Raw genomic sequence first — 24,283 nt, 5'->3', positions numbered from 1 at the left:
GCCTCCGCATGGACGCAGCAACTCCGGCCCCGGTGGCAGACGACCCGCCGGCGGACGACCCCTTGATCCACATCCTCTGGATCAACGCGGGCCTGAGCTGTGACGGCGACTCCGTGTCCCTGACCGCCGCGATGCAGCCGAGCATCGAGGAGATCGTGACGGGGACGCTGCCCGGGCTGCCCCGGATCGCCGTGCACTGGCCGCTGATCGACTTCGAGTGCGGTCCCGTCGGGGGCGCGGACACGTTCATCGAGTGGTTCTTCAAGGGCGAGCGGGGCGAGATCGATCCGTTCGTTCTGGTGGTCGAGGGCTCCATCCCCAACGAGAAGATCAAGTCCGAGGGCTACTGGTGCGGTTTCGGCGACGATCCGGCGACCGGCCAGCCCATCACCACCAGCGAGTGGATCGACCGGCTGGCGCCCAAGGCCCTCGCCGTGGTGGCCATCGGCACCTGCGCCACGTACGGCGGCATCCACGCGATGGAGGGCAATCCGACGGGTGCGATGGGCCTGCCCGACTACCTGGGCTGGGACTGGAAGTCGCACGCCGGTATCCCCATCGTGTGCGTGCCGGGCTGCCCGATCCAGCCGGACAACTTCTCCGAGACCCTGACCTACCTGCTCTACCAGGCGGCCGGCTCGGCCCCGATGATCCCGCTGGACGACAAGCTGCGGCCCACGTGGCTGTTCGGCAACACGGTGCACGAGGGGTGCGACCGGGCCGGTTACTACGAGCAGGGCGAGTTCGCGGAGACCTACGACTCCCCCAAGTGCCTGGTGAAGATCGGCTGTTGGGGCCCGGTGGTCAAGTGCAACGTGCCCAAGCGCGGCTGGATGAACGGCATCGGCGGCTGTCCGAACGTGGGCGGCATCTGCATCGCCTGCACGATGCCGGGCTTCCCCGACAAGTTCATGCCGTTCATGGACGAACCGCCGGGGGCCAAGGTCTCCACCAAGGCCAGCGGCGCGTACGGCGCCGTGATCCGCAGGCTCCGGGCGATCACCCTGCACACCGTCGACCAGGAGCCCAAGTGGCGCCACACCGGCGAGAAGCTCACGACGGGCTACCGCCCGCCCTGGTGAAGCCGGGCCGTTCTGCCCCCGCCCACCCCGCACACCTCCTCCACCCGCGCTGACGAAGGGTCACGGCACACGATGCAACCGAAGACGAAAGCGGCCGGCGACGGCAGCGGCCTGGTCGAGATGGCATGGGATCCGATCACCCGGATCGTGGGCAGTCTCGGCATCCACACGAAGATCGACTTCAAGCAGAAGCGGGTCGCCGAGTGCTACAGCACCTCGTCGGTCTTCCGTGGCTACAGCGTCTTCATGCGCGGCAAGGACCCCCGTGACGCGCACTTCATCACCAGCCGCATCTGCGGGATCTGCGGCGACAACCACGCCACGTGTTCCGTGTACGCGCAGAACATGGCCTACGGGGTGAAGCCCCCGCACCTCGCCGAATGGATCATCAACCTCGGCGAGTCCGCGGAGTACATGTTCGACCACAACATCTTCCAGGAGAACCTGGTCGGGGTCGACTACTGCGAGAAGATGGTCCGCGAGACCAACCCCGGGGTCCTGGAGCTGGCCGAGCGGACCGCCGCCCCGCACGCGGGAGAGCACGGCTACCGCACCATCGCCGACATCATGCGCTCGCTCAACCCCATCGAGGGCGAGTTCTACCGCGAGGCCCTCCAAGTCAGCCGCTACACGCGGGAGATGTTCTGCCTGATGGAGGGCCGTCACGTGCACCCCTCCACGCTCTACCCGGGCGGCGTCGGCACCATCGCCTCGGTCCAGCTCTTCACCGACTACATGAGCCGCCTGATGCGGTACGTGGAGTTCATGAAGAAGGTGGTCCCCCTGCACGACGACCTGTTCGACTTCTTCTACGAGGCCCTGCCCGGCTACGAGGAAGTGGGCCGGCGACGCGTCCTGCTGGGCTGCTGGGGCGCCCTCAACGACCCCGAGTACTGCGACTTCACGTACGCCAACATGACCGACTGGGGACGGAAGATGTTCGTCACCCCGGGCGTGGTGGTGGACGGCAAGCTGGTCACCAACGACCTCACCGAGATCAATCTGGGCATCCGCATCCTGCTGGGCAGCTCGTACTACGACGACTGGCAGGGGCAGGAGCAGTTCGTCACGCACGACCCGCTCGGCAACCCGGTGGACCCGCGCCACCCGTGGAACCAGCACACCATCCCGGCCCCGCAGAAGCGGAACTTCGACGACAAGTACAGCTGGGTCATGTCGCCGCGCTGGTTCGACGGCAAGGATCACCTGGCCCTCGACACCGGCGGCGGCCCCATCGCCCGGCTCTGGTCCACGGCGCTGTCCGGGCTGGTGGACGTCGGCTACGTCAAGGCCACCGGGCACAGCGTGGTCATCAACCTGCCGAAGACGATGACCAAGCCCGAGACCACCTTCGAGTGGCGGATCCCCAAGTGGAGCAACGCCCTGGAGCGCAACCGGGCCCGCACCTACTTCCAGGCGTACGCGGCCGCCATCGCGCTGCACTGCGCCGAGAAGGGCCTCGCGGAGGTGCGTGCAGGACGCACCCAGACCTGGGAGAAGTTCGAGGTGCCGGACCAGGCGGTCGGCGTCGGCTTCACCGAGGCCGTACGGGGCGTCCTGTCGCACCACATGGTGATCCGCGACGGGAAGATCGCCAACTACCACCCGTATCCGCCGACTCCGTGGAACGCCAGCACCCGGGACACCTTCGGCACTCCGGGGCCGTACGAGGACGCCGTGCAGAACACCCCCATCTTCGAGGAGAACACCCCGGAGAACTTCAAGGGAATCGACATCATGCGGGCGGTCCGCAGCTTCGACCCGTGCCTGCCGTGCGGGGTGCACATGTACGTCGGCGGCGGCAAGACCGTCAAGAACATGCACGTCCCCACCGGCCTGAGCGGACTGGGCGGATGAGCGCCGCACGCACGGGCGTCGCGGTCGACGCCCGGGAGGCCGGGCGCCGGGTGGACGAGGTCCTCGACCGGCTCGCCGCCACGGGCGACCGGGCGGCCTGCGCCGCCGCCGAGGAACTGGTCCGCGGACTCATGGAGTTCTACGGGGCGGGGCTCGCCCGGATCACCGAGCGGCTCGGCGAGCACGGCCTGGCCCCGCTGCTGGACGACGAGCTCGTCGCGAGCCTGCTGGCCCTGCACGACCTGAACCCCGAGGACGTGCGCGTCCGGATCGGGCGGGCGCTGCGGTCCGCGCCGGACGCCGCCGAGCTGATCGGCTTCGACGCGGACTCGGGGGTCCTGCGACTGAGCGTCCCCGCCGGCGGCGGCTGCGGCTGCGGCGGCGCGGACGCCGACTCCACCGGAGTGCCGCGCGGGGTGGCGGACGCCCTGGCGGCCTTCGCGCCCGAAGTGACCTCCGTGGAGGTGGAGAAGGCGGCTCCCGCCCCGGCCCTCCTGCAGATCGGCGCCCGCCCGCAGACCCCGGCACGGGTCCGGTGACGGCGCCCGCCCCGGCCGCGCGCGGCCTGCGCCGGTTCGCCGGCGCGCGCCCGCCGCGCCCCGAGACCTGCGAACTGTGCGGGGTGGCGGTCGCCGAGGACGCGCACCGCCACTTGGTGGAGACCGAGCGGCGGGCCCTGGTCTGCGCGTGCACCGCCTGCGCACTGCTCTTCGACCGGCCCGGGGCGGCCACCGGCCGGTTCCGCGCCGTGCCCGACCGCTACCTCACCGACCCGGAGCATCCGCTCGGCGACGGGGCCTGGGAGGCTCTCCAGATCCCCGTCGGGGTGGCCTTCCTGTTCCGCAACGCCGCACTCGACCGGCTGGTCGCCCTCTACCCGAGCCCCGCCGGAGCCACCGAGAGCGAACTCGACGCCGAGACCTGGCAGCACGTGCTCGGCGCCGGGCGGCTGGCCGGCCTGCTGGAACCCGACGTGGAGGCCCTGCTGCTGCACCGCGCGCAGGGCCGTACCACCTGCCACCTGGTCCCCATCGACATCTGCTACGAGCTGGTGGGCCGGATGCGGATGCTCTGGCAGGGCTTCGACGGGGGCGCGGAGGCCCGGGAGGCACTGCGCGTGTTCTTCGAGCGGGTGGAGCGGCGGGCCCGGGTGCTCGCCCCGGCGGAAGCGCTGGATCCGGTGGATCCGGTGGATCCGGTGGAAGCGGGGCGGCGGCCGTGACGGACTTCGCCTTCGCCTGCACCGGGGTGCGCGCCGATCCGTACGCCGCCGGACCCACCCTGGTGTTCCGGCTGCGGCTCACCGCCTCGCCCGGGGTGCGCGTGCACGCCGTCGCCCTGCGCTGCCAGCTCCGCGTGGAGCCGGCCAAGCGCCGCTACGGACCGGCCGAGGCCGATGGTCTCGCCGACCTGTTCGGCGAGCCCTCCCGCTGGGGATCCACCCTCCAGCCGGTGCAGTTCGCGCAGGTCGCGGTGATGGTCCCGAGCTTCACCGGGGAGACCGAGATCGACCTCGTGGTGCCGTGCAGCTACGACATGGACATCGCGGCGACCCGGTACTTCGCGGCGCTCCGGGACGGTGAGGTCCCGATGCTGATGCTGTTCTCGGGGACCGCCTTCACCGGCGCGGGCGGCTTCCACGTCGAACCGGTGCCCTGGGACCGCGAGGCCTCGTACCGGATGCCCGTGGCCGTGTGGCGGGAGATGGTCGAGCAGCACTTCCCCGGGTGCGGCTGGCTGCGGCTGCCCGCCGACACGATGGCCGACCTGCTCGCCTTCCGCTCGCGGCACGCGCTCCCCTCCTGGGAGGCCACCGTGCGCACCCTCCTGGACACCGCGGCCGGGCCGGCGCCCGCCCCGTTCCGGCTGGGGGCGCCGCCGCCGCTCGTGACCGAGAGGACCGCGCCGTGACCACGACCGCCCCGGCCCCCGCCGGCGCCCCGGACTCCCGTTTCGCCACGGCCCGGCAGGTGGCCGACGCCGTCCTCTTCGAGGGGTACGTCCTCTACCCGTACCGGGCCTCCGCGGCGAAGAACCGGATGCGCTGGCAGTTCGGCGTGCTCGTGCCGCCCGCCTGGGCCCCCGCCCACGGGGAGCACTCCTTCCAGCGGACCGAGATCCTGCTGGAGCCCCGGCGCGCGGCGACGCTCTGCGTGGAGCTGCGCTTCCTGCACGCGCAGCGGCGTACGGTCCAACGTGCCCGAGCCGACGGCTCGTTCGAGGACGTGGCCGAACTCCAGCTGGCCGACCGGGTACTGGTCCCCTGGGACGAGGGGACCGAGGAACGGGTCGAGTTGTCCGTGACCGTTGCCGAACTGGCGGACGCCGAGGCCGTGTTCCCCTTCTCCCGGCCCGCCCGCGAGGAGGCCGAGCCGGTCCTCGACGCCGATGGACGCACGGTCGGCCGCCTGGTGAGGCGTACGGAGCGGATCGACGGGGTCCTGCGCCTGCGCACCGCCGAACTCGAAGGCCCGTACCGGGTGTCGAAGCTGACCGCCGTGGTGGAGAACACCAGCCCGTGGGCCCCGGCGGATCCGTCCGTGACCCGGGAGGAGGCGCTGCCCCGCTCCTTGGTCGCAGCCCACCTCCTGCTGGCGCTGGGCTCCGGTTCCTTCCTGTCGATGACCGACCCGCCCGAGTGGGCCAAGGGGGCGGTCGCGGGCTGCGAGAACCGCCACACCTGGCCCGTCCTGGCGGGCGAGCCGGGCCGCACGGACGTGGTCCTGTCCTCCCCGATCATCCTGGAGGACCACCCGGCCATCGCCCCCGAGAGCGCCGGGGCCATGTACGACGCCACCGAGATCGACGAGATCCTCGCCCTGCGCACCGCGGCCCTCACCGACCAGGAGAAGCGGGAGGCCCGCGGGACGGATCCCCGCGCGGCCGCCGTGATCGAGCTGGCCGATTCGATGCCGCCAGAGGTACTGGAGCGACTGCACGGGGCCGTACGGGGCCTGCGCGACATCACCGGCGAGGCCGCCGCGCCGGACGCGGACGAGCTGTTCCGGCCCGGGACGCCCTGGTGGGACCCGGCCGGTGCGGACTCCGCGGCGCCCGTACCCGAGCACGTGACGGTCGACGGCGTCCGGGTGGGCGTCGGAAGTCGTGTGGTGCTGCGCCCGGGGCTGCGGCGGACCGACGCCCAGGACCTGTTCCTCCAGGGCCGCACCGCCCAGGTGGAGGCGGTCCTGCACGATGTCGACGGAGGGGTGCACCTCGCCGTCACCGTGGAGGGCGATCCGGGCGCCGACATCCGCCGGGAACAGGGCCGGTTCCTGTACTTCCAGCCGGACGAGGTGGCCCCCGAGGAGCGGACGTGAGGGCCGGGGTGAGCGGCCGCACCCTGATCGCGGGCATCGGCAACGTCTTCCTCGGCGACGACGGCTTCGGCGTGGAGACCCTGCGGGCCCTGTCGGCGCACCCCCTGCCGCAGCACGTGGAGGCGGTGGACTTCGGAGTCCGCGGGGTCCACCTCGCCTACCAGCTGCTGGACGGCTACGACACGGTCGTCCTCGTCGACGCCACCGCGCGCGGCGGGGCCCCCGGCACCCTGTACCTGATCGAGGTCGGCGAGGAGGACGTGGGCGCTCCCCCGGGCGGGGCCTCCCTCGACGGCCACGACATGTCGCCCGCCACCGTCCTCGCCCTGCTGGACACCCTGTGCGCCGGAACCGGCGCCGAGGCGCCCCGGCGCGTGCTCGTCCTCGGGTGCGAACCCGCCTGCGTCGAGGAGGGCATCGGGCTGAGCGCGCCCGTCGCCGACGCCGTGCCGGAGGCCGTGCGCGCGCTCCTGGACCTGCTCGCGCAGGAGGAGCCGTACACACACCCGAGAGGGACGACCCGAACCGCCGAGAACTGAGGAGCACCCCATGAAGAAGGTCGTCGTCGGCGGGGCAGCCGCCCTGGCCCTGGTCGCCGTCCTCAAGCAGGTCCTGCCCGACATCAGGCGCTACTTGCGCATCCGCCGCATGTGAACGCGTACGCCCCGGCCTCCGAATGGAGTACGGGGCGTACGGGCTCCCGGCGTGCCCGGCCGTGCCGCCCCGGTCCTGCCGGTGTAATGAGCCCCGGCAGGACGGAGACCGAATCCGATGCACGAGATGTCGATCGCCATGGCCGTCGTGGGCCAGGTGGAAGAGGCGGCCCCGGAGGCCGGCAGCACCGTGAGCCGAGTGGAGCTCCAGGTCGGCGAGTTGGCCGGAGTGGTCCCGGACGCACTCGGCTTCTGCTTCGAACTGGCCTGCGCCGGAACGGTCCTGGAAGGGGCCGAGCTCGTCGTCCGGTCAGTGCCGGCCCGCGCGCGCTGCGGCGCCTGCACGGCCGACTGGGCCGTGGGGATGCCCCCCGACCTGTGCTGTCCCACGTGCGGCAGGGCCACGGAGGTGGAGCTGCTCTCCGGGCGCGAGCTCCGCATCCTGACGGTCACCTGGGAGGACGCGCCGTCCACCGAAGGTGCCGCGGCCGCCCTGGCCCCCTGCCGAGCCCCGATCTCCGAGGAGGCCTGACCCATGTGCCGAGTGGTCGACCTGCAACAGGCGGTACTCGCCAAGAACGACGGGGCCGCGCAGGCCCTGCGCGCCGAACTCACCGCCCGCGGCACGACGGTGGTCAACATGCTGTCCAGTCCGGGCAGCGGCAAGACCGCGCTGCTGGAGCGGGAACTGCTGCTCGCGGGGGAACGCGGGGTGGCCGTGGCCGCGCTGACCGCCGACCTGGCCACCGAGAACGACGCCGTCCGGCTGGCCCGTTCGGGCGCGCCGGTCAAGCAGGTGCTCACCGACGGGCTCTGCCATCTGGAAGCCGTGATGCTGGGCCGCCACCTGCACGGCTGGCTGCCGGAGGACACACGGCTGCTCTTCGTCGAGAACGTCGGCAATCTGGTCTGCCCGGCCTCCTACGACCTCGGGGAGTCACTGCGCGTGGTCCTCGCGTCCGTGACCGAGGGCGAGGACAAGCCGCTGAAGTACCCGACGGCCTTCGGGCTGGCCCAGCTCGTCCTCGTCACCAAGACCGACATCGCGCGGGCCGTCGAGTTCGACGAGGCGGCCTTCCGCGCGAACGTCCAGCAGGTGAATCCGGGGGTGGAGGTGGTCCTCACCTCGGCCCGCACCGGCGAGGGCCTCGGCCTCCTGCTGGACCGGGCGCAGGCGGTCGGAGCGGGAGCCGCGGCGCACACGCCGGTGATGGCCCGCGCGTGCGCTGCGCCGCAGAGCGGCGGTGCGGACGACGGCCACGGCCACGGCCACATCCACGGACACGGGGACGGGCACGGCGACAGCCACAGCCACAACCACCCGCACCTGGCCGGGGACGGGCACGATCACGGGCACGGGCACGGCCATGACCACGACCACGGCCCGGGCCACGCGACGACGCCGGCACCCGCTCCGGCGGCGGCGCGGGCACACGGGCAGATCCGCTGATGGAGTCCGTGCAGCGCCGCCGGGTCACCGTCCAGGGCGTGGTGCAGGGCGTCGGCTTCCGGCCGTACGTCTACGCCCGCGCGACGGGACTCGGTCTGGCCGGGCACGTCACCAACACGCCCGAGGGAGTGGTGACCGAGATCGAGGGGGCGGCCGCCGCCGTCTCCGCGTTCTGCGAGCGCCTCGCGGCGGACGCACCGCCACTGGCCGTGGTGGACACCGTGGACCACTGCGAGGTGCCGGTGGTCGGCGGCGCCGGATTCGCGATCATCGCCTCCCGGAGCGGCGGCCCGTCCCGGACCCTGGTCTCCCCGGACACGGCCACGTGCGCCGCCTGCCTCGCGGAAATGGCGGATCCGGCCGACCGCCGCCACCGCCACCCCTTCATCACGTGCACGCACTGCGGTCCCCGCTTCACGATCGTCACCGGACTGCCCTACGACCGCGCGCACACCACCATGGCCGGCTTCCCGATGTGCCCCGACTGCGCCCGCGAGTACGCCGATCCGGCCGACCGGCGCTTCCACGCGCAGCCCGTCGCCTGCCCGGCCTGCGGTCCCCGGCTGCGGCTGCTGGTCGCCGACGGCGGGCGGGACCGGTACGAGCTCACCGGTACGGATCCGGTCGCCGAAGCACGCCGCATGCTGGCCCGGGGCGCGATCCTGGCGGTCAAGGGGCTCGGCGGCTACCACCTGGCCTGCGATGCCACCCGTCCGGAGGCCGTGGCGGAGCTGCGCCGGCGCAAGTCCCGCGGTGACAAGCCGTTCGCCGTGATGGCGCGCGACCTCGCCGCGGCCGAGCGGCTGGCACACATCGGCCCGGAGGAGCGTGCCCTGCTCACCGGCGGCGTCCGGCCCATCGTGCTGCTCCGCAGGCGGGCCGGGGTCCCCGGAGCGGCCGAGGAGGTCGCTCCGCGCAGCCCCGACCTCGGCGTCATGCTCCCGTACACCCCGCTCCACCACCTGCTGTTCGGGCTGCCCGGCGATCCCCCGGGGCCCACCCTGCTCGTCATGACCAGCGGGAACCTCGCGGGCGAGCCCATCGTCACCGAGGAGGGCGAGGCCCTGGAGCGGCTGGCCGGGATCGCCGACGGCTGGCTCACGCACGACCGGCCCATCCACGTGCCGTGCGACGACTCCGTGGTGCGGGTCTGCGACGGCGCCCCGCTGCTGGTCCGGCGCTCGCGCGGCTACGCCCCGCTGCCGCTGCCGCTGCCGTTTCCGGTTCCCGCGACGCTGGCGACGGGGGGCGATCTGAAGAACGCCCTCTGCCTCGGGGAGGGCCGCCGGGCCTGGCTGTCCGCGCACATCGGCGACATGGACGACCTGGCGACCCAGATGGCCTTCGAACGGGCCGGAGGACAGCTGGAGTCCGTCACCGGGGTCGCGCCCGTCCTGCTGGCCGCCGACCGTCATCCCGGGTACCGGTCGGGCCGGTGGGCCGTCCGCAACGCGGGGGGCCGGCCGCTGGTGCGCGTACAGCACCATCACGCGCACATCGCGTCGGCGCTGGCCGAACACGGCCTGGACGGCGCCCGCCGGGTGATCGGCGTCGCGTTCGACGGCACCGGCTACGGGGACGACGGCGCGGTGTGGGGCGGCGAGGTGCTCCTCGCCGACTACGCCGGGTACACCCGCTTCGCCCACCTCGCCTACGTGCCGCTGCCCGGCGGCGACGCCGCGGTGCACCGGCCGTACCGGATGGCCCTGTCGCACCTGCGGGCGGCGGGCATCGCCTGGGATCCGGACCTGCCCTGCGCGATCAGCTGCCCGGAGGATGAATTCCGGCTCTTGGCAAGGCAGTTGGAGCTCGGCCTGAACTGCGTGCCGACCTCCAGCATGGGACGCCTCTTCGACGCCGTGTCCTCACTGGCGGGCATCTGCCAGCGATCCGGGTACGAGGCCCAGGCCGCCATGGAGCTGGAGTCCGCCGCACTGCGGGCGACGGGACGGGTGCGGCAAGCGGCGGCGGATCCCGGCCCCGGTCCGTACGCCTTCACCCTGGACTCCCCCGCTCCCGGCGGCGAGGGTCCCGTCACCGCGGATCCGGCGCCCCTGCTGGTGTCGGTGGTCTCCGACGTGCGGGCAGGGGTGGATCCGTCCGTGATCGCGGCCCGCTTCCACGACGCCGCCACCGCGCTCGTCGCCGACCTGTGCGTCCTGGCCCGCGAGCGGCACGGACTGGACACGGTGGCGCTGACCGGCGGGGTCTTCGCCAACACCCTGCTGTCCTCGGCATGCGCCCGCGCGCTGCGCGAGCGCGGCTTCACCGTACTGCGGCACCGCCAGGTCCCGCCGAACGACGGCGGGCTGGCACTCGGTCAGCTCATGGTGGCGGCCGCCCGCGGCGCCACCGACCCCCCACAGCGAGGAGAGGCCCATGTGCTTGGCGGTACCCGGCAGAGTGCTTGACATCGCGGACAAGGACGGCACCCGCATGGCCACCGTCGACTTCGGCGGCGTACAGAAGGAGGTGTGCCTGGAGTACCTGCCCGACCTCCGGGTCGGCGAGTACGCCATCGTCCACGTGGGCTTCGCCCTGCAGCGTCTCGACGAGGAGTCGGCCAAGCAGACTCTTGAGCTGTTCGCGGAACTCGGCATGCTCCAGGAGGAGTTCGGCGACCCGTGGGAGCTCGCGGCCGATGCCGCCGACGGTGGCGATGGCGGCGAGGGAGGTCCGCGGTGAAGTACATCGACGAGTTCCAGGATCCCGCCCTCGCGCGGCGGCTCCTGGACGAGATCCACTCCACGGTGACCCGGCCCTGGGCGCTGATGGAGGTGTGCGGCGGCCAGACCCACACCATCATCCGGCACGGGATCGACCAACTCCTCCCTGATCAAGTGGAGTTGATTCACGGGCCGGGCTGTCCCGTCTGCGTCACCCCGCTGGAGGTCATCGACAAGGCGCTGGAGATCGCCTCCCGGCCGGGCGTGATCTTCTGCTCCTTCGGAGACATGCTCCGGGTGCCGGGGACCGGCCGGGACCTGTTCCGGGTCCGCAGCGAGGGTGGCGACGTACGGGTGGTCTACTCTCCGCTCGACGCCCTGACCATCGCCCGGCAGAACCCGGACCGGGAGGTGGTGTTCTTCGGCATCGGCTTCGAGACCACCGCCCCGCCGAACGCGATGACGGTCCACCAGGCGAAGCGGCTCGGCATCCCCAACTTCAGCCTGCTGGTCTCGCACGTGCGGGTCCCCCCGGCCATCGAGGCCATCATGCAATCCCCCAGCTGCCGGGTGCAGGGATTCCTCGCCGCCGGGCACGTGTGCAGCGTGATGGGGATGGCGGAGTACCCGGAGCTCGCGGCGCGGTATCAAGTGCCCATCGTGGTCACGGGCTTCGAGCCGCTGGACATCCTCGAAGGCGTACGGCGGACCGTGCTCCAGCTCGAACGGGGCGAGCACACCGTGGAGAACGCCTACGAGCGCGCCGTCCGCCCCGAGGGCAATCCCGCCGCCCTCGCCATGCTGGAGGACGTCTTCGAGGTGACGGACCGGGCCTGGCGCGGGATCGGGGTGATCCCGGACAGCGGCTGGCGCCTGTCGGAGCGCTACCGGGAGTTCGACGCCGAGCACCGATTCTCGGTCACCGGGATCACCACGCGGGAACCCGCCGAGTGCCGCAGCGGCGAGGTGCTCCAGGGGCTCATCAAACCGCACGAGTGCGAGGCCTTCGGCACGCTGTGCACGCCGCGTAACCCCCTCGGCGCCACGATGGTCTCCAGCGAGGGCGCCTGCGCCGCGTACTACCTCTACCGCCGGCTCGACCTCCAGGCCGCGCCGGCCGCCCCGACGACGCCGCTGGAGGCGAGCCCCGTTGGCTGAGACCGCACCCGCCAGGACGGCACCCGCCGAGACCGCACCCCTGGACATCAACGGCTGGACCTGCCCGGCCCCGCTGCGCGACCACCCCCGGGTGGTGATGGGCCACGGCGGAGGCGGCGCGCTGTCCGCCGAGCTCGTCCAGCACCTCTTCCTCCCGGAGTTCGGCGGCCCCGCCCTCGCCCAGCTCGGGGACTCCGCCGCGCTCTCCCTCGGGGGCGTGCGGCTGGCCTTCTCCACGGACTCCTACGTCGTGCGCCCGCTGTTCTTCCCGGGCGGCTGCATCGGTGACCTCGCGGTCAACGGCACGGTCAACGACCTGGCCATGTCGGGGGCCGAACCGGCCTACCTCTCCTGCGGGTTCATCCTGGAGGAGGGCGTGGAGATGTCCGTCGTCTCGCGGGTCGCCCGCGCGATGGGCGACGCGGCCCGCGCCGCGGGCGTGGAGGTGGTCACCGGGGACACCAAGGTCGTGGAGAGCGGGCACGGGGACGGCGTCTACATCAACACCGCGGGCATCGGGATCATCCCGGCGGGGGTGGACCTGCGCGCGCAGCGGGTCGTGCCCGGCGACGTGGTGATCGTCAGCGGTGAGATCGGGCTGCACGGCGTGGCCATCATGAGCGTCCGCGAAGGCCTGGAATTCGGGGTGGACGTGGAGAGCGACTGCGCGCCGCTGGGGGGGCTCGTACGGAGCATGCTCGCGGTCACCCCGGACCTGCACGTCCTGCGCGACCCCACCCGGGGCGGTCTGGCCGCCGCGCTCAACGAGATCGCCACGGCCTCCGGTACCGGCGTCCTCGTCCACGAGGCCCGGGTGCCCGTGCCCCCGGCCGTCGCGAACGCCTGCTCGATCCTCGGCCTGGACCCGTTCTACGTGGCCAACGAGGGCAAGCTGGTGGCCTTCGTACCGCGCGAGCACGCCGAGGCCGTGCTCGACGCGATGCGGGCGCATCCGCTGGGCCGCGGGGCGACCGTGATCGGCGAGGCCGTGGAGGCCCACCCGGGCATGGTCGTGGCCCGCACCCGGCTGGGCGGCACCCGCGTGGTGGACCTGCCGCTCGGGGAGCAGCTGCCGCGGATCTGCTGAGCGGCACCCCGCCGCGGTGGCGGCCGCCTCGTGACGGGCCCCTTCCCGGGCCCGTCACGAGGCGGACCGGACAGTGGGCCCAGGACCGCGGACGCCCGCGGGGTTAGGCTCGGAACGAGGCCCTGAAAGGGATGGTTGCGCATGTGCCGGTGGCTCGCCTACTCGGGTTCGCCCATGCTGCTCGACGCCGTGCTCTACCGCCCGGAGCACTCGCTCATCAACCAGAGCCTCCACGCCCGGATGGGCGTCGAGGCGACGAACGGCGACGGCTTCGGCCTCGGCTGGTACAGCGGACACGCCGGAAAAGGGGACGGCACACCGGCGGTCTTCCGGGACATCGCACCGGCCTGGAACAACCGCAATCTGCGCGAGCTCGCGGCCCACGTGCGATCGCACCTGTTCTTCGCGCACGTGCGCGCGTCGACGGGCTCGGCCGTCCAGCAGACCAACTGCCACCCGTTCCGTCACGGCCGGTGGCTGTGGATGCACAACGGGGCCATCGCGGACTTCGAGCGGCTGCAGCGCGACCTCTGCCTGGCCGTTGACCCGGCCCTCTTCTCCTCCATCGAGGGGTCCACCGATTCCGAGGTGATGTTCTACCTGGCGGTGACCTTCGGGCTCGACCAGGACGTCCCGGGGGCGGTGGCCAGGATGGCCGGGCTCGTGGAGCGGCTGGGCAAGGAGCACGGCGTCGCGGAACCGCTCCAGATGACCCTGGCCATCAGCGACGGCGAGCGGCTCTGGGCCTTCCGGTATTCCAGCCAGGGCGCCTCCCGGTCGCTCTTCTACAGCAGCCGCGCCGAGACCGTACGCCACCTCCACCCCGAGGTGGAGTACCTGCGCGAGATCTCCGACGACTCCCGCATCGTGGTCTCCGAGCCGCTGGGGGACCTGCCCGGCGTGTGGAACGAACTTCCCGAGGCCAGCTACACGGTGATCCCGTCCGACACGGAACGGGATTACCTGCCCTTCGCACCGGCGCTCGGCTGACGGCCCCGCCGGAGCCCGGCGGTGGCGGCGGTGGCGGCGGTGGCGGCGGTGGCGGCGGGCCGAGGCCGGGGGCGCCGAACGGCCGGGTCGGTCGGCCGCACGGGTCATGGCAGTTGTTCGATCCCTGAACCAGCGCGCCGCGCGGCCCGTGCTCAGACGGCGGGGCATAGCGTCCCTACGCGGACCCCCGCATCGTCCCCACCGAACCGGACCGGAGGAACCCCGTGCCGACACCCGGAGAACCCATTTCACCGACCCGACAGGCCGCCGCCGCCGCCCGAGCGCACGGGCACCCGGTGGCGGCGGGCAACTGGGCCGTCGGGATGCTCATGGCCACGACCCCCTGCTCGGCCCGTGACGCGCTGCGCATCCTCGCTACGGCCGCGGACCTGGCCGACGTCTCCGTCGAGGACCTGGCGTCCGCGATGACCGCCACCTCGTGCGGTGCCGCCCTGCCCGCCCGCCTCGAACGCGCTCTGCGCCGCGCCGTGGAGGCCGCCCGCACCCGCGGAACGCCGGCCGGCCCCCGCGCTGCCGGGCTCGCGCCGAACCCCGCCCGGATCGAGGAGGTACTGACCCGGCTGCGCGGCTGCCAGGCCCGGCTCGCGGCCTCGCCCCATGACCCGGCGGCCCTGCGGGCCATGGACGACACCGCGTACACCCTGTGCGTACTGATGGGCAGACCCACCGCCCTCGAAGCCATCACCGCGGCGGAGGAACAGCTCGCCGCCACAGCACTAGGGACCCCCTCGGGGTCCTCGGGTCAGCGTTGGGCGGTGTAGCGGACGCGTGCCCACAGGGGCAGCACGAACCAGCAGAGCACGTACCAGACGAACACCCCGCCGACGAGCCACGTCGCGAGGGCGTTGTCGGTCGCGACCCTGAGCACGAGGAGCAGGGCCGAGGTGCTCGTGGCCAGGAGCAGGAGGAGGCCGGTGAAGGTCAGGCGCGCGGCCCACTCGACGGCCTCGGGCTTGATCCTGCGCCCCGAGACGAGACGGTGGAAGGCCACGGGACCTATCAGGGCGCCGGTCGCCAGGGAGCCCAGGACGACCGTCACGACGTAGATCGTCTTCTCGGTCTGCGGGAGCCCCGCGAACACGGGGGCGAAGGCCACCGTCAGCAGGAATCCGAACAGGATCTGGACGCCCGTCTGGGCGACCCGGATCTCTTGGACGAGTTCCTGCCACTGCCGGTCCGCTCGTTCTTCCGGGGACTCGTCCCGGCCGTCCTGGTCCGTACCGTGCGCCATCGAACGCCTCCCTGAAAGGTATCCCCGGGCACTCGTCTGCCCCCGCACCCCGGCATCATGTCCGCGGCGCGGGACCCGGCCGCCCGGCTACCTGGTCGGGGGCGCCGGCCGGGGTTCGGGCATCGGCTCCGGGTTCGGGAGCGGCATCGGGACAGGCCTGGGCGTGTGCGCTGCGGTCGGGTTCGTCATGGTGACCCTCCGGCTCGTCTCGGACGGTGTCTTCACTCCGGCGCCTGCCCGCTCCCGCCCGGCCCAATCCCGGATGCCGGCCCCGCGGCGAGCAGTCCGGCGGGACCGGCCGGACACCGGTGTGGATGCTCTTGCCGCCCGGCGCCGGTGTCGGATCCGTACACCGCTGCCGAGCCGATGGACCAGGGCCCAGCCCCTCCACGTGCACGCTTCACCGGCCGGGCGCGCCCGGTCCGGCTTCCCCGGCGGCAGCCCGTTCGACGCGTTCCGGGTCGGAGGGCGGCGAGCTGGAACCGGTACCCGTCCGCGACGGAGCTCCCGGCGGGCGCCCGTGCTCGTCGACCATGGCGCCCTCGTCCGGCAGCAGCACCGGCCTGCGTCCGGCGTCTTGTCCGTGGTCGCTCATGGCTGTCTCCTCGGTCGTCGCCATTCGCCCCTTCCGAGCGCCTACCCCGCTCGACCGCGACCAGTCAGTGCGACCGCCCCTCCCCGCCCGGCACCCCGCCCCGCGACGCGGGCCGGCGGCTTCGGGGACGGGGGCGCCGGCGGCACGGACGGCCGGGGCGTTGCGAGGGCGTCGAGCGGGGCGCGCTGGACGGCTTCGACGAGTCGGCGGCTGTGGGCCCAGACCGCCGCGCGGGCGCGCACCGGGGAGCAGCCGCTCCGCTGGGCGAGCACGGCGCCGAGGACCAGCCTGCGGGTGCCGTCGACGTTCTTGTACGCGGCCCACAGGACGTTGCCCCCGGCCGGGGTGCTGGTGCCCGTCTTCAGTCCGACGACGCCGTGCCGGCCGAGCAGCCGGTTGGTGGTGAGCCCCTCGCCCCGGCCGCCCGGGAGGCGGACCGAGGGGGTGGCGACGATGGTCCGGAACGCCTCGTCCCGCATGACCGTACGGGCCAGGACGAGCAGGTCGGTGGCCGTGCTGGTGTTCCCCGTGTCCATACCGCAGGAGCCGGTGAAGGTCGTACGGGCCATGCCCAGGTCCGCGGCCGCCTCGTTCATCCAGCGCACGAAGGCCGCCTCGGACCCCGCGGTCCAGCGGGCGAGGAGCCTGGCGATGTTGTTGCCCGAAGGGATCAGCATGTAGGCCAGCAACTGTCTCAGGGGGAACTCCTGCCCCTCCTTGACGGGCACCACCGATTCGATCGTGGAGCCCGCCTCGCGGGCGGCGGCCCGGTCGGCACGGACCACGGGCCCGGGGTCCCCCGGACCGAGCGGGTGCTCGCGCAGGACCACGTAGGCGGTCATCACCTTGGTGAGGCTCGCGATCGGCACCGGTATCTGCTCGCCGACCGTGCCGAGGCTGCCGAACCCCTCCACCTCCACGCTCGCCTGGCCCTCGTGGGGCCAGGGCAGTGGCGCCGTCGACACCGCGCGACGGGCGGCGGCGACGGCGGCGTCACCGGCCCGGGAGGCCGCGAGCAGACCCCGCCCGGGCAGCTCGGCGGACCGTCGGAGGAACGCGTGGACAGACATGACACTCCCGGATCGGGTTCCAGCGGGGGCAGGTGCCCCGCCGTGCCCGGAACGGTCCGGGCCCCAGGTCACCCGGCAGCGGAGGGGCACACACCGGAGCATGGCCGCTCAACGCATCGGAACCCCGGCAGCTGTCCGGCGGCAGGCGCTCCACCGTGTATCAGTTCCACATCCGTCCTCGCCAGGATCGGAGGGCACACCACATCGGAGCGCACACCACTACGGCCACGGCCTCCGTCGTCCGTTTCCGGGCGAAGAGGCCGTGGCCGTACGCGTTCAGTGCTGGTGGAACCAACCTGCCGCGCTAGTCCTTGAGGACGTCCTTGGCCTTCTCCTTGGCCTGGCGGGCATCGCCCTTCATCTGCTCGGCACGCCCCTCGGCGGTCAGGCGCTCGTTGCCGACGGTGCGGCCCACCGCTTCCTTGGCCTTGCCCTTGGCCTGTTCCTTCTTGGCCTTCATCTTCTGCTCACCCGACACGGTTCTCACTCCGATCGTTGGCGATCGTCTGACGTGCTGCGTCTGTCCGCATGCCCGTCCGGTAAACCTTTCGCCCGCGCGCCCATCGCGCTACTGCGATCGCGCTACGGACATCGCGCTACGGACCGTTCGAGCCGCCGGCACGAGGTGGCCTTGCGCGCAGTGCGGCCCCCGTCCCGAGTGGAAGGGTGGGAAGCGGGTACCCGTCGGAGTGGAGGCCCTACTGTGCCCACCTCGGATTGGCTCCTGGCACCTGGAGAACGCGGCAATACCGCCACCCGGCTGGAGCACCGCCGGGCGGACGGGGCGGCCTGGTCCGAGGGCAACGAAGCCCGGCCGCTCGTCCACGGCGCCACCTACTTCGCCGAGCTCCTCGTGCGGATCCGTGCGATGCGCGCCGGCGACCTGCTCCTGTTCACCGACTGGCGCGGCGATCCCGACGAGCGGCTCCGCGGACCCGGTACGGAGGTCGCGGCCGTACTGGGCGCGGCGGCCGAGCGCGGAGTCGTCGTCAAGGGCCTGCTGTGGCGCTCCCACCTGGACGGCTTCCGGTTCAGCGCGGCGGAGAACCGTTCCCTCAGCGAGGACCTGGCAGCAGCGGGCGGTGAGTGCCTGCTCGACCTGCGGGTGCGGCCCGGAGGCTCGCACCACCAGAAGATGGTGGTGCTGCGGCATCGCGGCCGACCGGAGCGCGATGTCGCGTACGTCGGCGGGATCGACCTCTGCCACAACCGCAACGACGACGCCGACCACCGCGGCGACCGCCAATCGCTGCCCCTGGCGCCCCGGTACGGCCCGCACCCCCCGTGGCACGACGTCCAGCTCGCCCTGAGCGGGCCCGTCGTCGGCGACGTCGAAGCCGTCTTCCGCGAGCGCTGGGAGGATCCGGCGCCGCTCAGCCGCAGTCCGCTGATGCGCCTGCGGGAACTGCTGGCGGACGAGGACACCAGCGCGGACGAGCTGCCGCCGCAGGGGCCCGATCCCCCGCCGTGCGGCACGCACGCCGTCCAGGTGCTGCGCACCTATCCGAACCGTCTGCTGCGCGGCTATCCCTTCGCCCCCGACGGAGAGCGCAGCATCGCCCGGGGCTACCTCAAGGCGCTGCTCCGGGCCCGGACCCTGATCTACGTCGAGGACCAGTACCTGTGGTCCCCGCGCGTGGTGGACTGCTTCGCCCGGGCACTGCGCGCGCGTCCGCGGCTGCGGCTGGCCGCCGTCATCCCCTCCGTACCGGAGCAGGACGGCCTGCTCACCGGACCCATGAACATGATCGGACGGGTCTCCGCCCTGGAGGAGCTGCGCAGGGCCGGAGGAGACCGGGTCGCGGTGTACGGCCTGGAGAACCATGCCGGGACCCCGGTCTACGTGCATGCCAAGGTGTGCGTCATCGACGACGTCTGGGCCGCCGTCGGGTCCGACAACGTCAACCTGCGCTCGTGGACGCACGACTCCGAGCTGAGCTGCACCGTCCTGGACCGGGCCGCCGATCCGAGGCAGCCCCGCGACCCTGGCGGACTGGGGGACGGGGCCCGCTCCTTCGCCCGCGAGCTGCGCCTGGAGCTGATGCGCGAGCACCTCGACGCGGACGAGGGGGTCGGGCTCGGGGCGCGGGGCGGGTCCCCCGGGGAGGAAACGCCGGTGGAGGACGCTCTGTGCGACCCGTCCACCGCGTTCGACCGGCTCGGCGAGGCCGCCGCGGCGCTGGACGCCTGGCACACGGCCGGGCGGCGCGGCCCGCGTCCTGCGGGGCGTTTGCGCCGCTACGTCGCTCCGCAGCTGCCGACCGTCCGGCGCCTGCTCGCCACCCCGCTGCACCACGTCCTGGTCGACCCCGACGGCCGCCCCCTCCGCATGCGGCTCCGCGGCGAATTCTGACGTGACACCCATGCCCGGCGGATGGAACACCGTCGGCCGGCGGCCGGCGCACGGCAGACGTTTCAGCCGGCCGTCGCCGGGCAGGCGCCGGGCATGACGTTGGAGCACCCCTCGGAAAAGGGCAGATCAGGGCGGCTCGGCCGCTTCGAGAAACTGGCGGAACTCGCGTCCAATTTCACGAGTTCAGCGCTCTTCTCCGTCCTGTGCGTCCTCCTGGTGGCGGTCTTCATCGTCGTGCACCTCTTGCACCTGCCCGTGGAATGGCAGCACCTCGCCGGTGACGCCATGGCCGCGGTGTCCCTGCTCCTGCTCGCCCTGCTCAAGAACTCCGAACGCCGGGCCGAGCACGCGATCCAGCGCAAGCTCGACGCCATCGGCCGCGTACTGCTGGAGGAGCGGGAGGGAGCGTCGAGCAAGGCTCACCGGGAGCTGGAGGAGACCATCGGGATCGAGGAGCAGGAGTAGACGCCGAAGACCGCGACCCCCGTCAGCCGGTCCTCTTCCAGGTCTGGCACCCCGTGGTCTTGAAGGCCTTGTCGGCCGCGGAGATCGTCACGGTCGTCGGCCCCTCGCTGTTGTCGTTGGCGATGATCTCCTTGAGCTCACCTGACGTTCCGCTCAGCCGAGCCCAGTAGCAGTTCGGAAAGGCATCGTCCTCTTCGGCGCCGGCGGTCCGGTAGGTGCCGGGCCTGATGTCCTTGCCGACCACGTACGTCCCGTCGCCGGGGATCTCGCCGGCCGGCGCCTTCTCGACCGTGCTGGGCGTGGGGGTGGGCGTGGAGGTGGGCGCCTGCCTTGCCGGCAGGGCTGCTGTCCCGGTCGCGGTCACCGTCTTGGTGGCCGTGACCGTCGGGGACGGCGTGGCGCTCTTGCCACCGGAGTTGTCCGCGCCGCTCGAACCGATGCCTGTCCCGATGACGAGGCCGATGACGGCGGCGGCCGCGTGCGTGAGCAGACCCTTCACCGGTCTCCGCTTGGCCGGCGGGGGTGGCGGCGGGGGTCCCCACTCGGGTCCCCACTGTGGAGGCTGCCCCGACGGGCCCCCTTGCCGACCTGAGGCGTCCTGGCCGTTCATGCCTTCAGCGTGCCCCCGTTCGGGGAGATCCGCACGACGGCTCCACGGTGAGTGTGGCGGCGCGGAAGGCGTGGAACACATTGCGCCGACCGTTCCTGTCGAGCCGACCCCTTCCTGCCGAAAGGCCGCCCCATGCACTTCACGCTCCGCAAGGACCTCGGACTGCTTTCCCTGCGCCTCGCGGCAGGCGGTGTCCTGATGGCACACGGCACGCAGAAGCTCTTCGGCTGGTTCGGCGGTGGCGGCATCGAGGGCACGGCCCGGGCGATGGAGCACATGGGCTTCACTCCGGGCAGGCGCAGCGCCATCGCCGCCGGGCTCGGCGAGGCGGGTGGCGGTGCCCTGCTCGCGCTGGGTCTGGCCACCCCTGCGGCCGGCGCCGCCGCGGCCGGAGCCATGGCAGGGGCCGTCTCGGTCCACGCTCCCGCCGGCTTCTTCGCCCAAGGAGGCGGCTTCGAGTACCCGGCCCTGCTCGGCACCGTCGCCGCCTCGCTCGGCGTCACGGGGCCGGGACGGATCTCCCTCGACCACGTCAGCCGACACCGGCTCGACCGTCCCGCCGTCATCGTGGTGGCGTTCGCCCTCAGTGCGGTCGCGGCCACCGTCGTCGTCAACCGGCGGGTCGCCGCGATGGCGCCCCCGGCCGGAGGCGACGAGGACTGATCCGGCCCGCCCACGGCGGACGTGGCCCGCCCACGGCGGACGTGGCCAGGCCGGCCTGCGTGTAGTGCACGTCGGTGGCCCGCCGGGAATCCTCGGCGCGGCACACGGAGCGGGCGCGCGCTGAAGCTGGTCGGGCCGCGGGCTGCGGGATGCGGGATGCGGGATGCGTAGACGTCAAAAGTGAACTGGACTAGCGTTTCGCGCATGGACCCGGAGCGTGCCGCACCGCCCGACAACATCCGTACACCGCGCGGCCGTTACGCGAAGGGGGTCGTGCGCCGCGACGAGATCCTCGCGGTGGCGCTGGAGGTCTTCGCGATGATCGGCGAGAAGGGCGCGCTGATCAAGGAGATCGCCGACCGCGTGGGCATGTCCCAGGCCGGCGTCCTGCGCTACTTCGGCTCGCGCGAAGGCCTGTTGATCAGCGCCCTGGCCGAACGCGACCGGATCGCCAAGGAACGGACGGCCCGGGAACCTTGCGCGGACCCGATCTCGCCGATGGCCGCCACCCTGCGCCGCAGCGGCGACGTGGCCGGTCTGGTGCGCCTGTACGTGAGCATGGCGGCCGCGTCCGGTTTCCCCGGCCACCCGGCGCGCGAGTTCTTCCAGGTCCGCGACGGCGACATCCTCGCCGCCCTGCGCGACGGCCTCGCCGAACTGCAGCGCGAGGGCCGCATCCGCCCCGGCATCGCCCCCGACGCGATCGCCCGGCTCGCTCTGGCCGCCGCCGACGGCATCCAGCACCAGTGGCTGCTCGACCCCGACGTGGACATGGGGGGCGTCATCGACACCATCGTCGCCCTGGTCGTGAACGTCACCCCACCGCCCGGGGAGCCGGACGGCGAGGATCACCCACCGCCGCCCCCCTGAGGAACAGCGCCGCAACCCGGTACGAGAGCCTCCATCCGGCGGCGCCGCACGGCGGCCGCGTACGCAAAGGAGACCGTCCTTGACGCACGGCCTGAGCCACCCTCCCGGAACCGTGCGAGCGACCCCCCTCCCGGCGCGCGGTCGGCCGGACCCGCAGGGCGAACACAGCTGTGCCGCAGGGAGGTTGGTGCGGGCTTTCCGTTGGGCCGTCATCGGTGCGATCGCCGCGGCACTGACCCTGTCGGGCTGCACCCGCGGCGGCGCGCCACAGGGCCCCGAGCGGCGGATGACCGCGTCGCCGTCCGTGCCCGAGGGCGACGCGTTCTACGACCCGCCGAACCCACTGCCCCCGGGCAAACCCGGCACGGTGATCCGCCAACGCCCGTACACGACACCGGAGGCGAAGCTGACACTGCCGTCGCGCACCTTCCTGGTGATGTACCTGAGCACCGGGACCGATGGCAAGCCCGTGGCCGCGAGCGGGCTGGTGAGCGTTCCCGACGGGCCGGCACCCGCCGGTGGGCGACCCGTGGCCGCGGTGAACCACGGCACCATGGGCATCGGTTCGGCGTGCGCCCCCTCCCGCATCCCGGCCTTCGCCGGGCTGCAGGACTCCAGTCCGGTCGGGAAGCTCCTCGCGCGCGGGTTCGTCGTCGTACAGCCCGACTACATCGGCCTGGGGGTGACCGGGGTCCGACATCCCTACCTCAACGGCAAGTCCGCCGCGTACGCCACTCTCGACGCACTCCGCGCCGCTCGCGGGATCGACCCGGGATCGGGTGCGACCACACTCGTCTACGGCGGATCACAGGGTGGGCACGCGGCACTGTGGAGCGCGCACTACGCCGCCGAGTACGCCCCCGACGTCGATCTCAAGGGAGTGGTCGCCAACGCGCCGGCGGTCGGATTCGAGTGGATGCCCGCCCTGTTCGCCGCTCAGAACGAGACCGCCACCCCCTACACCGGAATCCTGCTGACGCTCCTCAACGGGGCCGCGGCGGCCGACCCGGCGGTCAAGCCCGCCGAACTCCTGACCCCCGCGGGCCTGGCCGCGGCGGACCGGATCTGGACACAACCCTGTATGGGCGGGGACTCCGATCTCCCACCCGCCACCGACATCCTGCGGCCCGGCGCCGATCTGGCACCGCTCAACGCCGCCCTCAAGGCCAGCGCCACCGGTGAAGTCACCGTCAAGGTGCCGGTGTTGTTGCCGCAGGGCGGAAACGACGTGCTGAGCAACCTCAACCAGACGCTCGCCCGGGAACTGTGCGACAAGGGCGTGAGCCTGGAGTTCAAGTACTACGCCGACCAGGGCCACACCATCGAGGACGGCCCGCTGGACGACGCCATCGCCTGGATGGACGCCCGTCGCGCCGGTGCGCCGCTCGCCGCGAGCTGCGTGTTCTGAGCGGCGGCACCACGCCACGGGCCCCGTCGGCACAGCCTGACGGGGCCGCTGCCTCTCCCTCAGATGTACATGTTCTTCTCGTCGTACGAGGGCCCGTAGTAGCGCTCCAGCTCCTCCAGGGACTCGTGCGTACGCTCCAGGCTCTTCGAGATCCTGGCCCTGGACGGGGCCGCCTCGGGGTTCCAGGTCTCCGGCTTCCACAGGGCGGAGCGTACGAAGGCCCGGGAGCAGTGGAAGTAGACCTGTTCGACCTCCACGAGGAGCGCGAGCGCGGGGCGGTGTCCCTTGACGGTCAGGTCGTCGAAGAAGGGCGCCTCGCGGAGCAGCCGGGCCCGGCCGTTGACGCGCAGGGAGTCGCCGCGGCCCGGGATCAGGAAGAGCAGACCGACGTGGGGGTTGGTGAGGACGTTGCGGTAGCCGTCCGCCCGGCGGTTTCCGGGGCGGTCCGGGATCACGAGGGTGGTGTCGTCGAGGACCTTGGCGAAACCGGGCGGGTCGCCCTTGGGCGATACGTCGCAGGTGCCGTCGGCGGCGGAGGTGGAGATCAGGCAGAGCGGGGACCGGGCGAGCCACTGCTTGTGGTGGTCGTGGAGGGTCTGCCGTTCCTTGCCGAGCGCCACGGCGGTGGGTTCGCCCAGCAGCTCGCGCAGCTCCTCCTCGGTGCTGATCTCCTCGAACGCCCGTGTGTCCACTGCCCGCCCCCGTCTTCGCGGACGGCCGGTGCGCCGCCCTGC

The 24,283-nt window shown here is 72.7% G+C and carries 27 protein-coding genes; 21 read left to right on the top strand and 6 right to left on the bottom strand.

Annotated elements, in window-relative coordinates:
* Positions 1-8: 8 nt before the first annotated feature.
* The 16 genes from OHA37_RS36380 (at position 9) to OHA37_RS36310 (ending at position 15,045) form a co-directional block, all read left to right on the top strand.
* The gene (locus tag OHA37_RS36380; protein ID WP_266911918.1) at positions 9-1,082 is read left to right on the top strand and encodes a hydrogenase expression protein HypE; all 1,074 of its coding nucleotides are present in this window, start codon (positions 9-11) and stop codon (positions 1,080-1,082) included.
* 72 nt (positions 1,083-1,154) lie between these two features.
* Complete coding sequence (locus OHA37_RS36375; RefSeq protein WP_266911916.1) at positions 1,155-2,939, top strand: nickel-dependent hydrogenase large subunit; 1,785 nt, start codon at positions 1,155-1,157, stop codon at positions 2,937-2,939.
* Positions 2,936-3,478, top strand: a complete 543-nt coding sequence (locus OHA37_RS36370) for a hypothetical protein (protein WP_266911914.1) — start codon at positions 2,936-2,938, stop codon at positions 3,476-3,478. The genes OHA37_RS36375 and OHA37_RS36370 overlap by 4 nt, the downstream gene beginning before the upstream one ends.
* A complete protein-coding gene (locus tag OHA37_RS36365) occupies positions 3,475-4,161 on the top strand; it encodes a DUF5947 family protein (RefSeq protein ID WP_266911912.1) in 687 nt (228 codons plus the stop codon). The genes OHA37_RS36370 and OHA37_RS36365 overlap by 4 nt, the downstream gene beginning before the upstream one ends.
* Positions 4,158-4,850: a DUF6084 family protein gene (locus OHA37_RS36360; RefSeq protein ID WP_266911910.1), complete on the top strand. Its 693-nt coding sequence runs from the start codon at positions 4,158-4,160 to the stop codon at positions 4,848-4,850. Before OHA37_RS36365 ends, OHA37_RS36360 begins: the two co-directional genes overlap by 4 nt.
* Complete coding sequence (locus OHA37_RS36355; RefSeq protein WP_266911908.1) at positions 4,847-6,259, top strand: hypothetical protein; 1,413 nt, start codon at positions 4,847-4,849, stop codon at positions 6,257-6,259. The genes OHA37_RS36360 and OHA37_RS36355 overlap by 4 nt, the downstream gene beginning before the upstream one ends.
* Positions 6,256-6,798, top strand: a complete 543-nt coding sequence (locus tag OHA37_RS36350) for a hydrogenase maturation protease (protein ID WP_266911906.1) — start codon at positions 6,256-6,258, stop codon at positions 6,796-6,798. The genes OHA37_RS36355 and OHA37_RS36350 overlap by 4 nt, the downstream gene beginning before the upstream one ends.
* Before the next feature lie 10 nt (positions 6,799-6,808).
* On the top strand, positions 6,809-6,913 hold the full coding sequence (locus OHA37_RS40910) for a DUF6893 family small protein (RefSeq protein WP_443046262.1): 105 nt from the start codon (positions 6,809-6,811) through the stop codon (positions 6,911-6,913).
* A 117-nt stretch (positions 6,914-7,030) separates the two neighbouring features.
* On the top strand, positions 7,031-7,444 hold the full coding sequence (locus OHA37_RS36345) for a hydrogenase maturation nickel metallochaperone HypA/HybF (protein WP_266911904.1): 414 nt from the start codon (positions 7,031-7,033) through the stop codon (positions 7,442-7,444).
* Positions 7,445-7,447: 3 nt separating this feature from the next.
* Entirely contained in the window at positions 7,448-8,362 is a 915-nt protein-coding gene (gene hypB / locus OHA37_RS36340; RefSeq protein WP_266911902.1) for a hydrogenase nickel incorporation protein HypB, read from the top strand.
* Positions 8,362-10,773, top strand: a complete 2,412-nt coding sequence (hypF, locus tag OHA37_RS36335) for a carbamoyltransferase HypF (RefSeq protein WP_266911900.1) — start codon at positions 8,362-8,364, stop codon at positions 10,771-10,773. The genes hypB and hypF overlap by 1 nt, the downstream gene beginning before the upstream one ends.
* Positions 10,742-11,047, top strand: coding sequence for a HypC/HybG/HupF family hydrogenase formation chaperone (locus OHA37_RS36330; protein WP_266911898.1), 306 nt, complete (start codon positions 10,742-10,744; stop codon positions 11,045-11,047). The genes hypF and OHA37_RS36330 overlap by 32 nt, the downstream gene beginning before the upstream one ends.
* Positions 11,044-12,186 (top strand): hydrogenase formation protein HypD, encoded by a 1,143-nt coding sequence (gene hypD, locus OHA37_RS36325; RefSeq protein ID WP_266911896.1) that lies wholly within the window; start codon positions 11,044-11,046, stop codon positions 12,184-12,186. The genes OHA37_RS36330 and hypD overlap by 4 nt, the downstream gene beginning before the upstream one ends.
* Positions 12,179-13,273, top strand: coding sequence for a hydrogenase expression/formation protein HypE (gene hypE, locus OHA37_RS36320; protein ID WP_323182396.1), 1,095 nt, complete (start codon positions 12,179-12,181; stop codon positions 13,271-13,273). Before hypD ends, hypE begins: the two co-directional genes overlap by 8 nt.
* A 141-nt stretch (positions 13,274-13,414) precedes the next feature.
* The gene (locus tag OHA37_RS36315) at positions 13,415-14,263 is read left to right on the top strand and encodes a class II glutamine amidotransferase (RefSeq protein WP_266911894.1); all 849 of its coding nucleotides are present in this window, start codon (positions 13,415-13,417) and stop codon (positions 14,261-14,263) included.
* A gap of 224 nt (positions 14,264-14,487) precedes the next feature.
* Positions 14,488-15,045 (top strand): DUF5133 domain-containing protein, encoded by a 558-nt coding sequence (locus OHA37_RS36310; protein WP_266911892.1) that lies wholly within the window; start codon positions 14,488-14,490, stop codon positions 15,043-15,045.
* On the opposite strand, the gene OHA37_RS36305 is transcribed toward OHA37_RS36310, so the two are convergent.
* The 4 genes from OHA37_RS36305 to OHA37_RS36290 all read right to left on the bottom strand — a co-directional run bounded on the left by OHA37_RS36305 (position 15,027) and on the right by OHA37_RS36290 (position 17,640).
* Positions 15,027-15,515, bottom strand: a complete 489-nt coding sequence (locus OHA37_RS36305) for a DUF6328 family protein (RefSeq protein WP_266911890.1) — start codon at positions 15,513-15,515, stop codon at positions 15,027-15,029. The genes OHA37_RS36310 and OHA37_RS36305 overlap by 19 nt on opposite strands.
* Before the next feature lie 400 nt (positions 15,516-15,915).
* Positions 15,916-16,110: a hypothetical protein gene (locus tag OHA37_RS36300; RefSeq protein ID WP_266911888.1), complete on the bottom strand. Its 195-nt coding sequence runs from the start codon at positions 16,108-16,110 to the stop codon at positions 15,916-15,918.
* A 41-nt stretch (positions 16,111-16,151) separates the two neighbouring features.
* Entirely contained in the window at positions 16,152-17,180 is a 1,029-nt protein-coding gene (locus OHA37_RS36295) for a D-alanyl-D-alanine carboxypeptidase family protein (RefSeq protein ID WP_266911886.1), read from the bottom strand.
* A 304-nt stretch (positions 17,181-17,484) separates the two neighbouring features.
* The gene (locus OHA37_RS36290) at positions 17,485-17,640 is read right to left on the bottom strand and encodes a CsbD family protein (protein ID WP_443046353.1); all 156 of its coding nucleotides are present in this window, start codon (positions 17,638-17,640) and stop codon (positions 17,485-17,487) included.
* A 243-nt stretch (positions 17,641-17,883) separates the two neighbouring features.
* Here OHA37_RS36290 and OHA37_RS36285 point away from each other — a divergent pair, with 243 nt between their 5' ends.
* Both OHA37_RS36285 and OHA37_RS36280 read left to right on the top strand, forming a co-directional pair.
* Positions 17,884-19,533, top strand: a complete 1,650-nt coding sequence (locus tag OHA37_RS36285; RefSeq protein WP_266911882.1) for a phospholipase D family protein — start codon at positions 17,884-17,886, stop codon at positions 19,531-19,533.
* A gap of 93 nt (positions 19,534-19,626) precedes the next feature.
* Positions 19,627-19,998: a hypothetical protein gene (locus OHA37_RS36280; RefSeq protein ID WP_266911880.1), complete on the top strand. Its 372-nt coding sequence runs from the start codon at positions 19,627-19,629 to the stop codon at positions 19,996-19,998.
* A 22-nt stretch (positions 19,999-20,020) separates the two neighbouring features.
* On the opposite strand, the gene OHA37_RS36275 is transcribed toward OHA37_RS36280, so the two are convergent.
* Positions 20,021-20,497, bottom strand: a complete 477-nt coding sequence (locus tag OHA37_RS36275; RefSeq protein ID WP_266911878.1) for a hypothetical protein — start codon at positions 20,495-20,497, stop codon at positions 20,021-20,023.
* A gap of 243 nt (positions 20,498-20,740) precedes the next feature.
* Between OHA37_RS36275 and OHA37_RS36270 the strand changes: the two genes are divergently transcribed.
* The 3 genes from OHA37_RS36270 to OHA37_RS36260 all read left to right on the top strand — a co-directional run bounded on the left by OHA37_RS36270 (position 20,741) and on the right by OHA37_RS36260 (position 23,549).
* Positions 20,741-21,271, top strand: coding sequence for a DoxX family protein (locus tag OHA37_RS36270; protein WP_266911876.1), 531 nt, complete (start codon positions 20,741-20,743; stop codon positions 21,269-21,271).
* Between the two features lie 204 nt (positions 21,272-21,475).
* The gene (locus OHA37_RS36265) at positions 21,476-22,141 is read left to right on the top strand and encodes a TetR/AcrR family transcriptional regulator (RefSeq protein WP_266911874.1); all 666 of its coding nucleotides are present in this window, start codon (positions 21,476-21,478) and stop codon (positions 22,139-22,141) included.
* Positions 22,142-22,328: 187 nt separating this feature from the next.
* Entirely contained in the window at positions 22,329-23,549 is a 1,221-nt protein-coding gene (locus tag OHA37_RS36260; protein WP_266911872.1) for a lipase family protein, read from the top strand.
* A 59-nt stretch (positions 23,550-23,608) separates the two neighbouring features.
* Here the strand turns inward: OHA37_RS36260 and OHA37_RS36255 are convergent, their stop codons facing one another.
* Positions 23,609-24,241: a pyridoxamine 5'-phosphate oxidase family protein gene (locus OHA37_RS36255; protein ID WP_266911870.1), complete on the bottom strand. Its 633-nt coding sequence runs from the start codon at positions 24,239-24,241 to the stop codon at positions 23,609-23,611.
* Positions 24,242-24,283 lie beyond the last annotated feature (42 nt).

This window comes from Streptomyces sp. NBC_00335 (assembly GCF_036127095.1).
Classification (GTDB): Bacteria; Actinomycetota; Actinomycetes; order Streptomycetales; family Streptomycetaceae; genus Streptomyces.
This window is presented reverse-complemented; position numbering and strand designations above follow the sequence as displayed.

What these genes read in the sequence shown, in the direction of transcription:
- OHA37_RS36280 (WP_266911880.1), top strand. Translation starts at nt 19,627, where the DNA reads ATGACGTTGGAGCACCCCTCGGAAAAGGGCAGATCAGGGCGGCTCGGC.
- OHA37_RS36295 (WP_266911886.1), bottom strand. Translation starts at nt 17,180, where the DNA reads ATGTCTGTCCACGCGTTCCTCCGACGGTCCGCCGAGCTGCCCGGGCGG.
- OHA37_RS36300 (WP_266911888.1), bottom strand. Translation starts at nt 16,110, where the DNA reads ATGAGCGACCACGGACAAGACGCCGGACGCAGGCCGGTGCTGCTGCCG.
- OHA37_RS36380 (WP_266911918.1), top strand. Translation starts at nt 9, where the DNA reads ATGGACGCAGCAACTCCGGCCCCGGTGGCAGACGACCCGCCGGCGGAC.
- OHA37_RS36315 (WP_266911894.1), top strand. Translation starts at nt 13,415, where the DNA reads ATGTGCCGGTGGCTCGCCTACTCGGGTTCGCCCATGCTGCTCGACGCC.
- OHA37_RS36270 (WP_266911876.1), top strand. Translation starts at nt 20,741, where the DNA reads ATGCACTTCACGCTCCGCAAGGACCTCGGACTGCTTTCCCTGCGCCTC.
- hypB (WP_266911902.1), top strand. Translation starts at nt 7,448, where the DNA reads ATGTGCCGAGTGGTCGACCTGCAACAGGCGGTACTCGCCAAGAACGAC.
- OHA37_RS36330 (WP_266911898.1), top strand. Translation starts at nt 10,742, where the DNA reads ATGTGCTTGGCGGTACCCGGCAGAGTGCTTGACATCGCGGACAAGGAC.
- OHA37_RS36305 (WP_266911890.1), bottom strand. Translation starts at nt 15,515, where the DNA reads ATGGCGCACGGTACGGACCAGGACGGCCGGGACGAGTCCCCGGAAGAA.
- OHA37_RS36345 (WP_266911904.1), top strand. Translation starts at nt 7,031, where the DNA reads ATGCACGAGATGTCGATCGCCATGGCCGTCGTGGGCCAGGTGGAAGAG.
- OHA37_RS36370 (WP_266911914.1), top strand. Translation starts at nt 2,936, where the DNA reads ATGAGCGCCGCACGCACGGGCGTCGCGGTCGACGCCCGGGAGGCCGGG.
- OHA37_RS36375 (WP_266911916.1), top strand. Translation starts at nt 1,155, where the DNA reads ATGCAACCGAAGACGAAAGCGGCCGGCGACGGCAGCGGCCTGGTCGAG.
- hypF (WP_266911900.1), top strand. Translation starts at nt 8,362, where the DNA reads ATGGAGTCCGTGCAGCGCCGCCGGGTCACCGTCCAGGGCGTGGTGCAG.
- OHA37_RS40910 (WP_443046262.1), top strand. Translation starts at nt 6,809, where the DNA reads ATGAAGAAGGTCGTCGTCGGCGGGGCAGCCGCCCTGGCCCTGGTCGCC.
- OHA37_RS36265 (WP_266911874.1), top strand. Translation starts at nt 21,476, where the DNA reads ATGGACCCGGAGCGTGCCGCACCGCCCGACAACATCCGTACACCGCGC.
- OHA37_RS36290 (WP_443046353.1), bottom strand. Translation starts at nt 17,640, where the DNA reads ATGAAGGCCAAGAAGGAACAGGCCAAGGGCAAGGCCAAGGAAGCGGTG.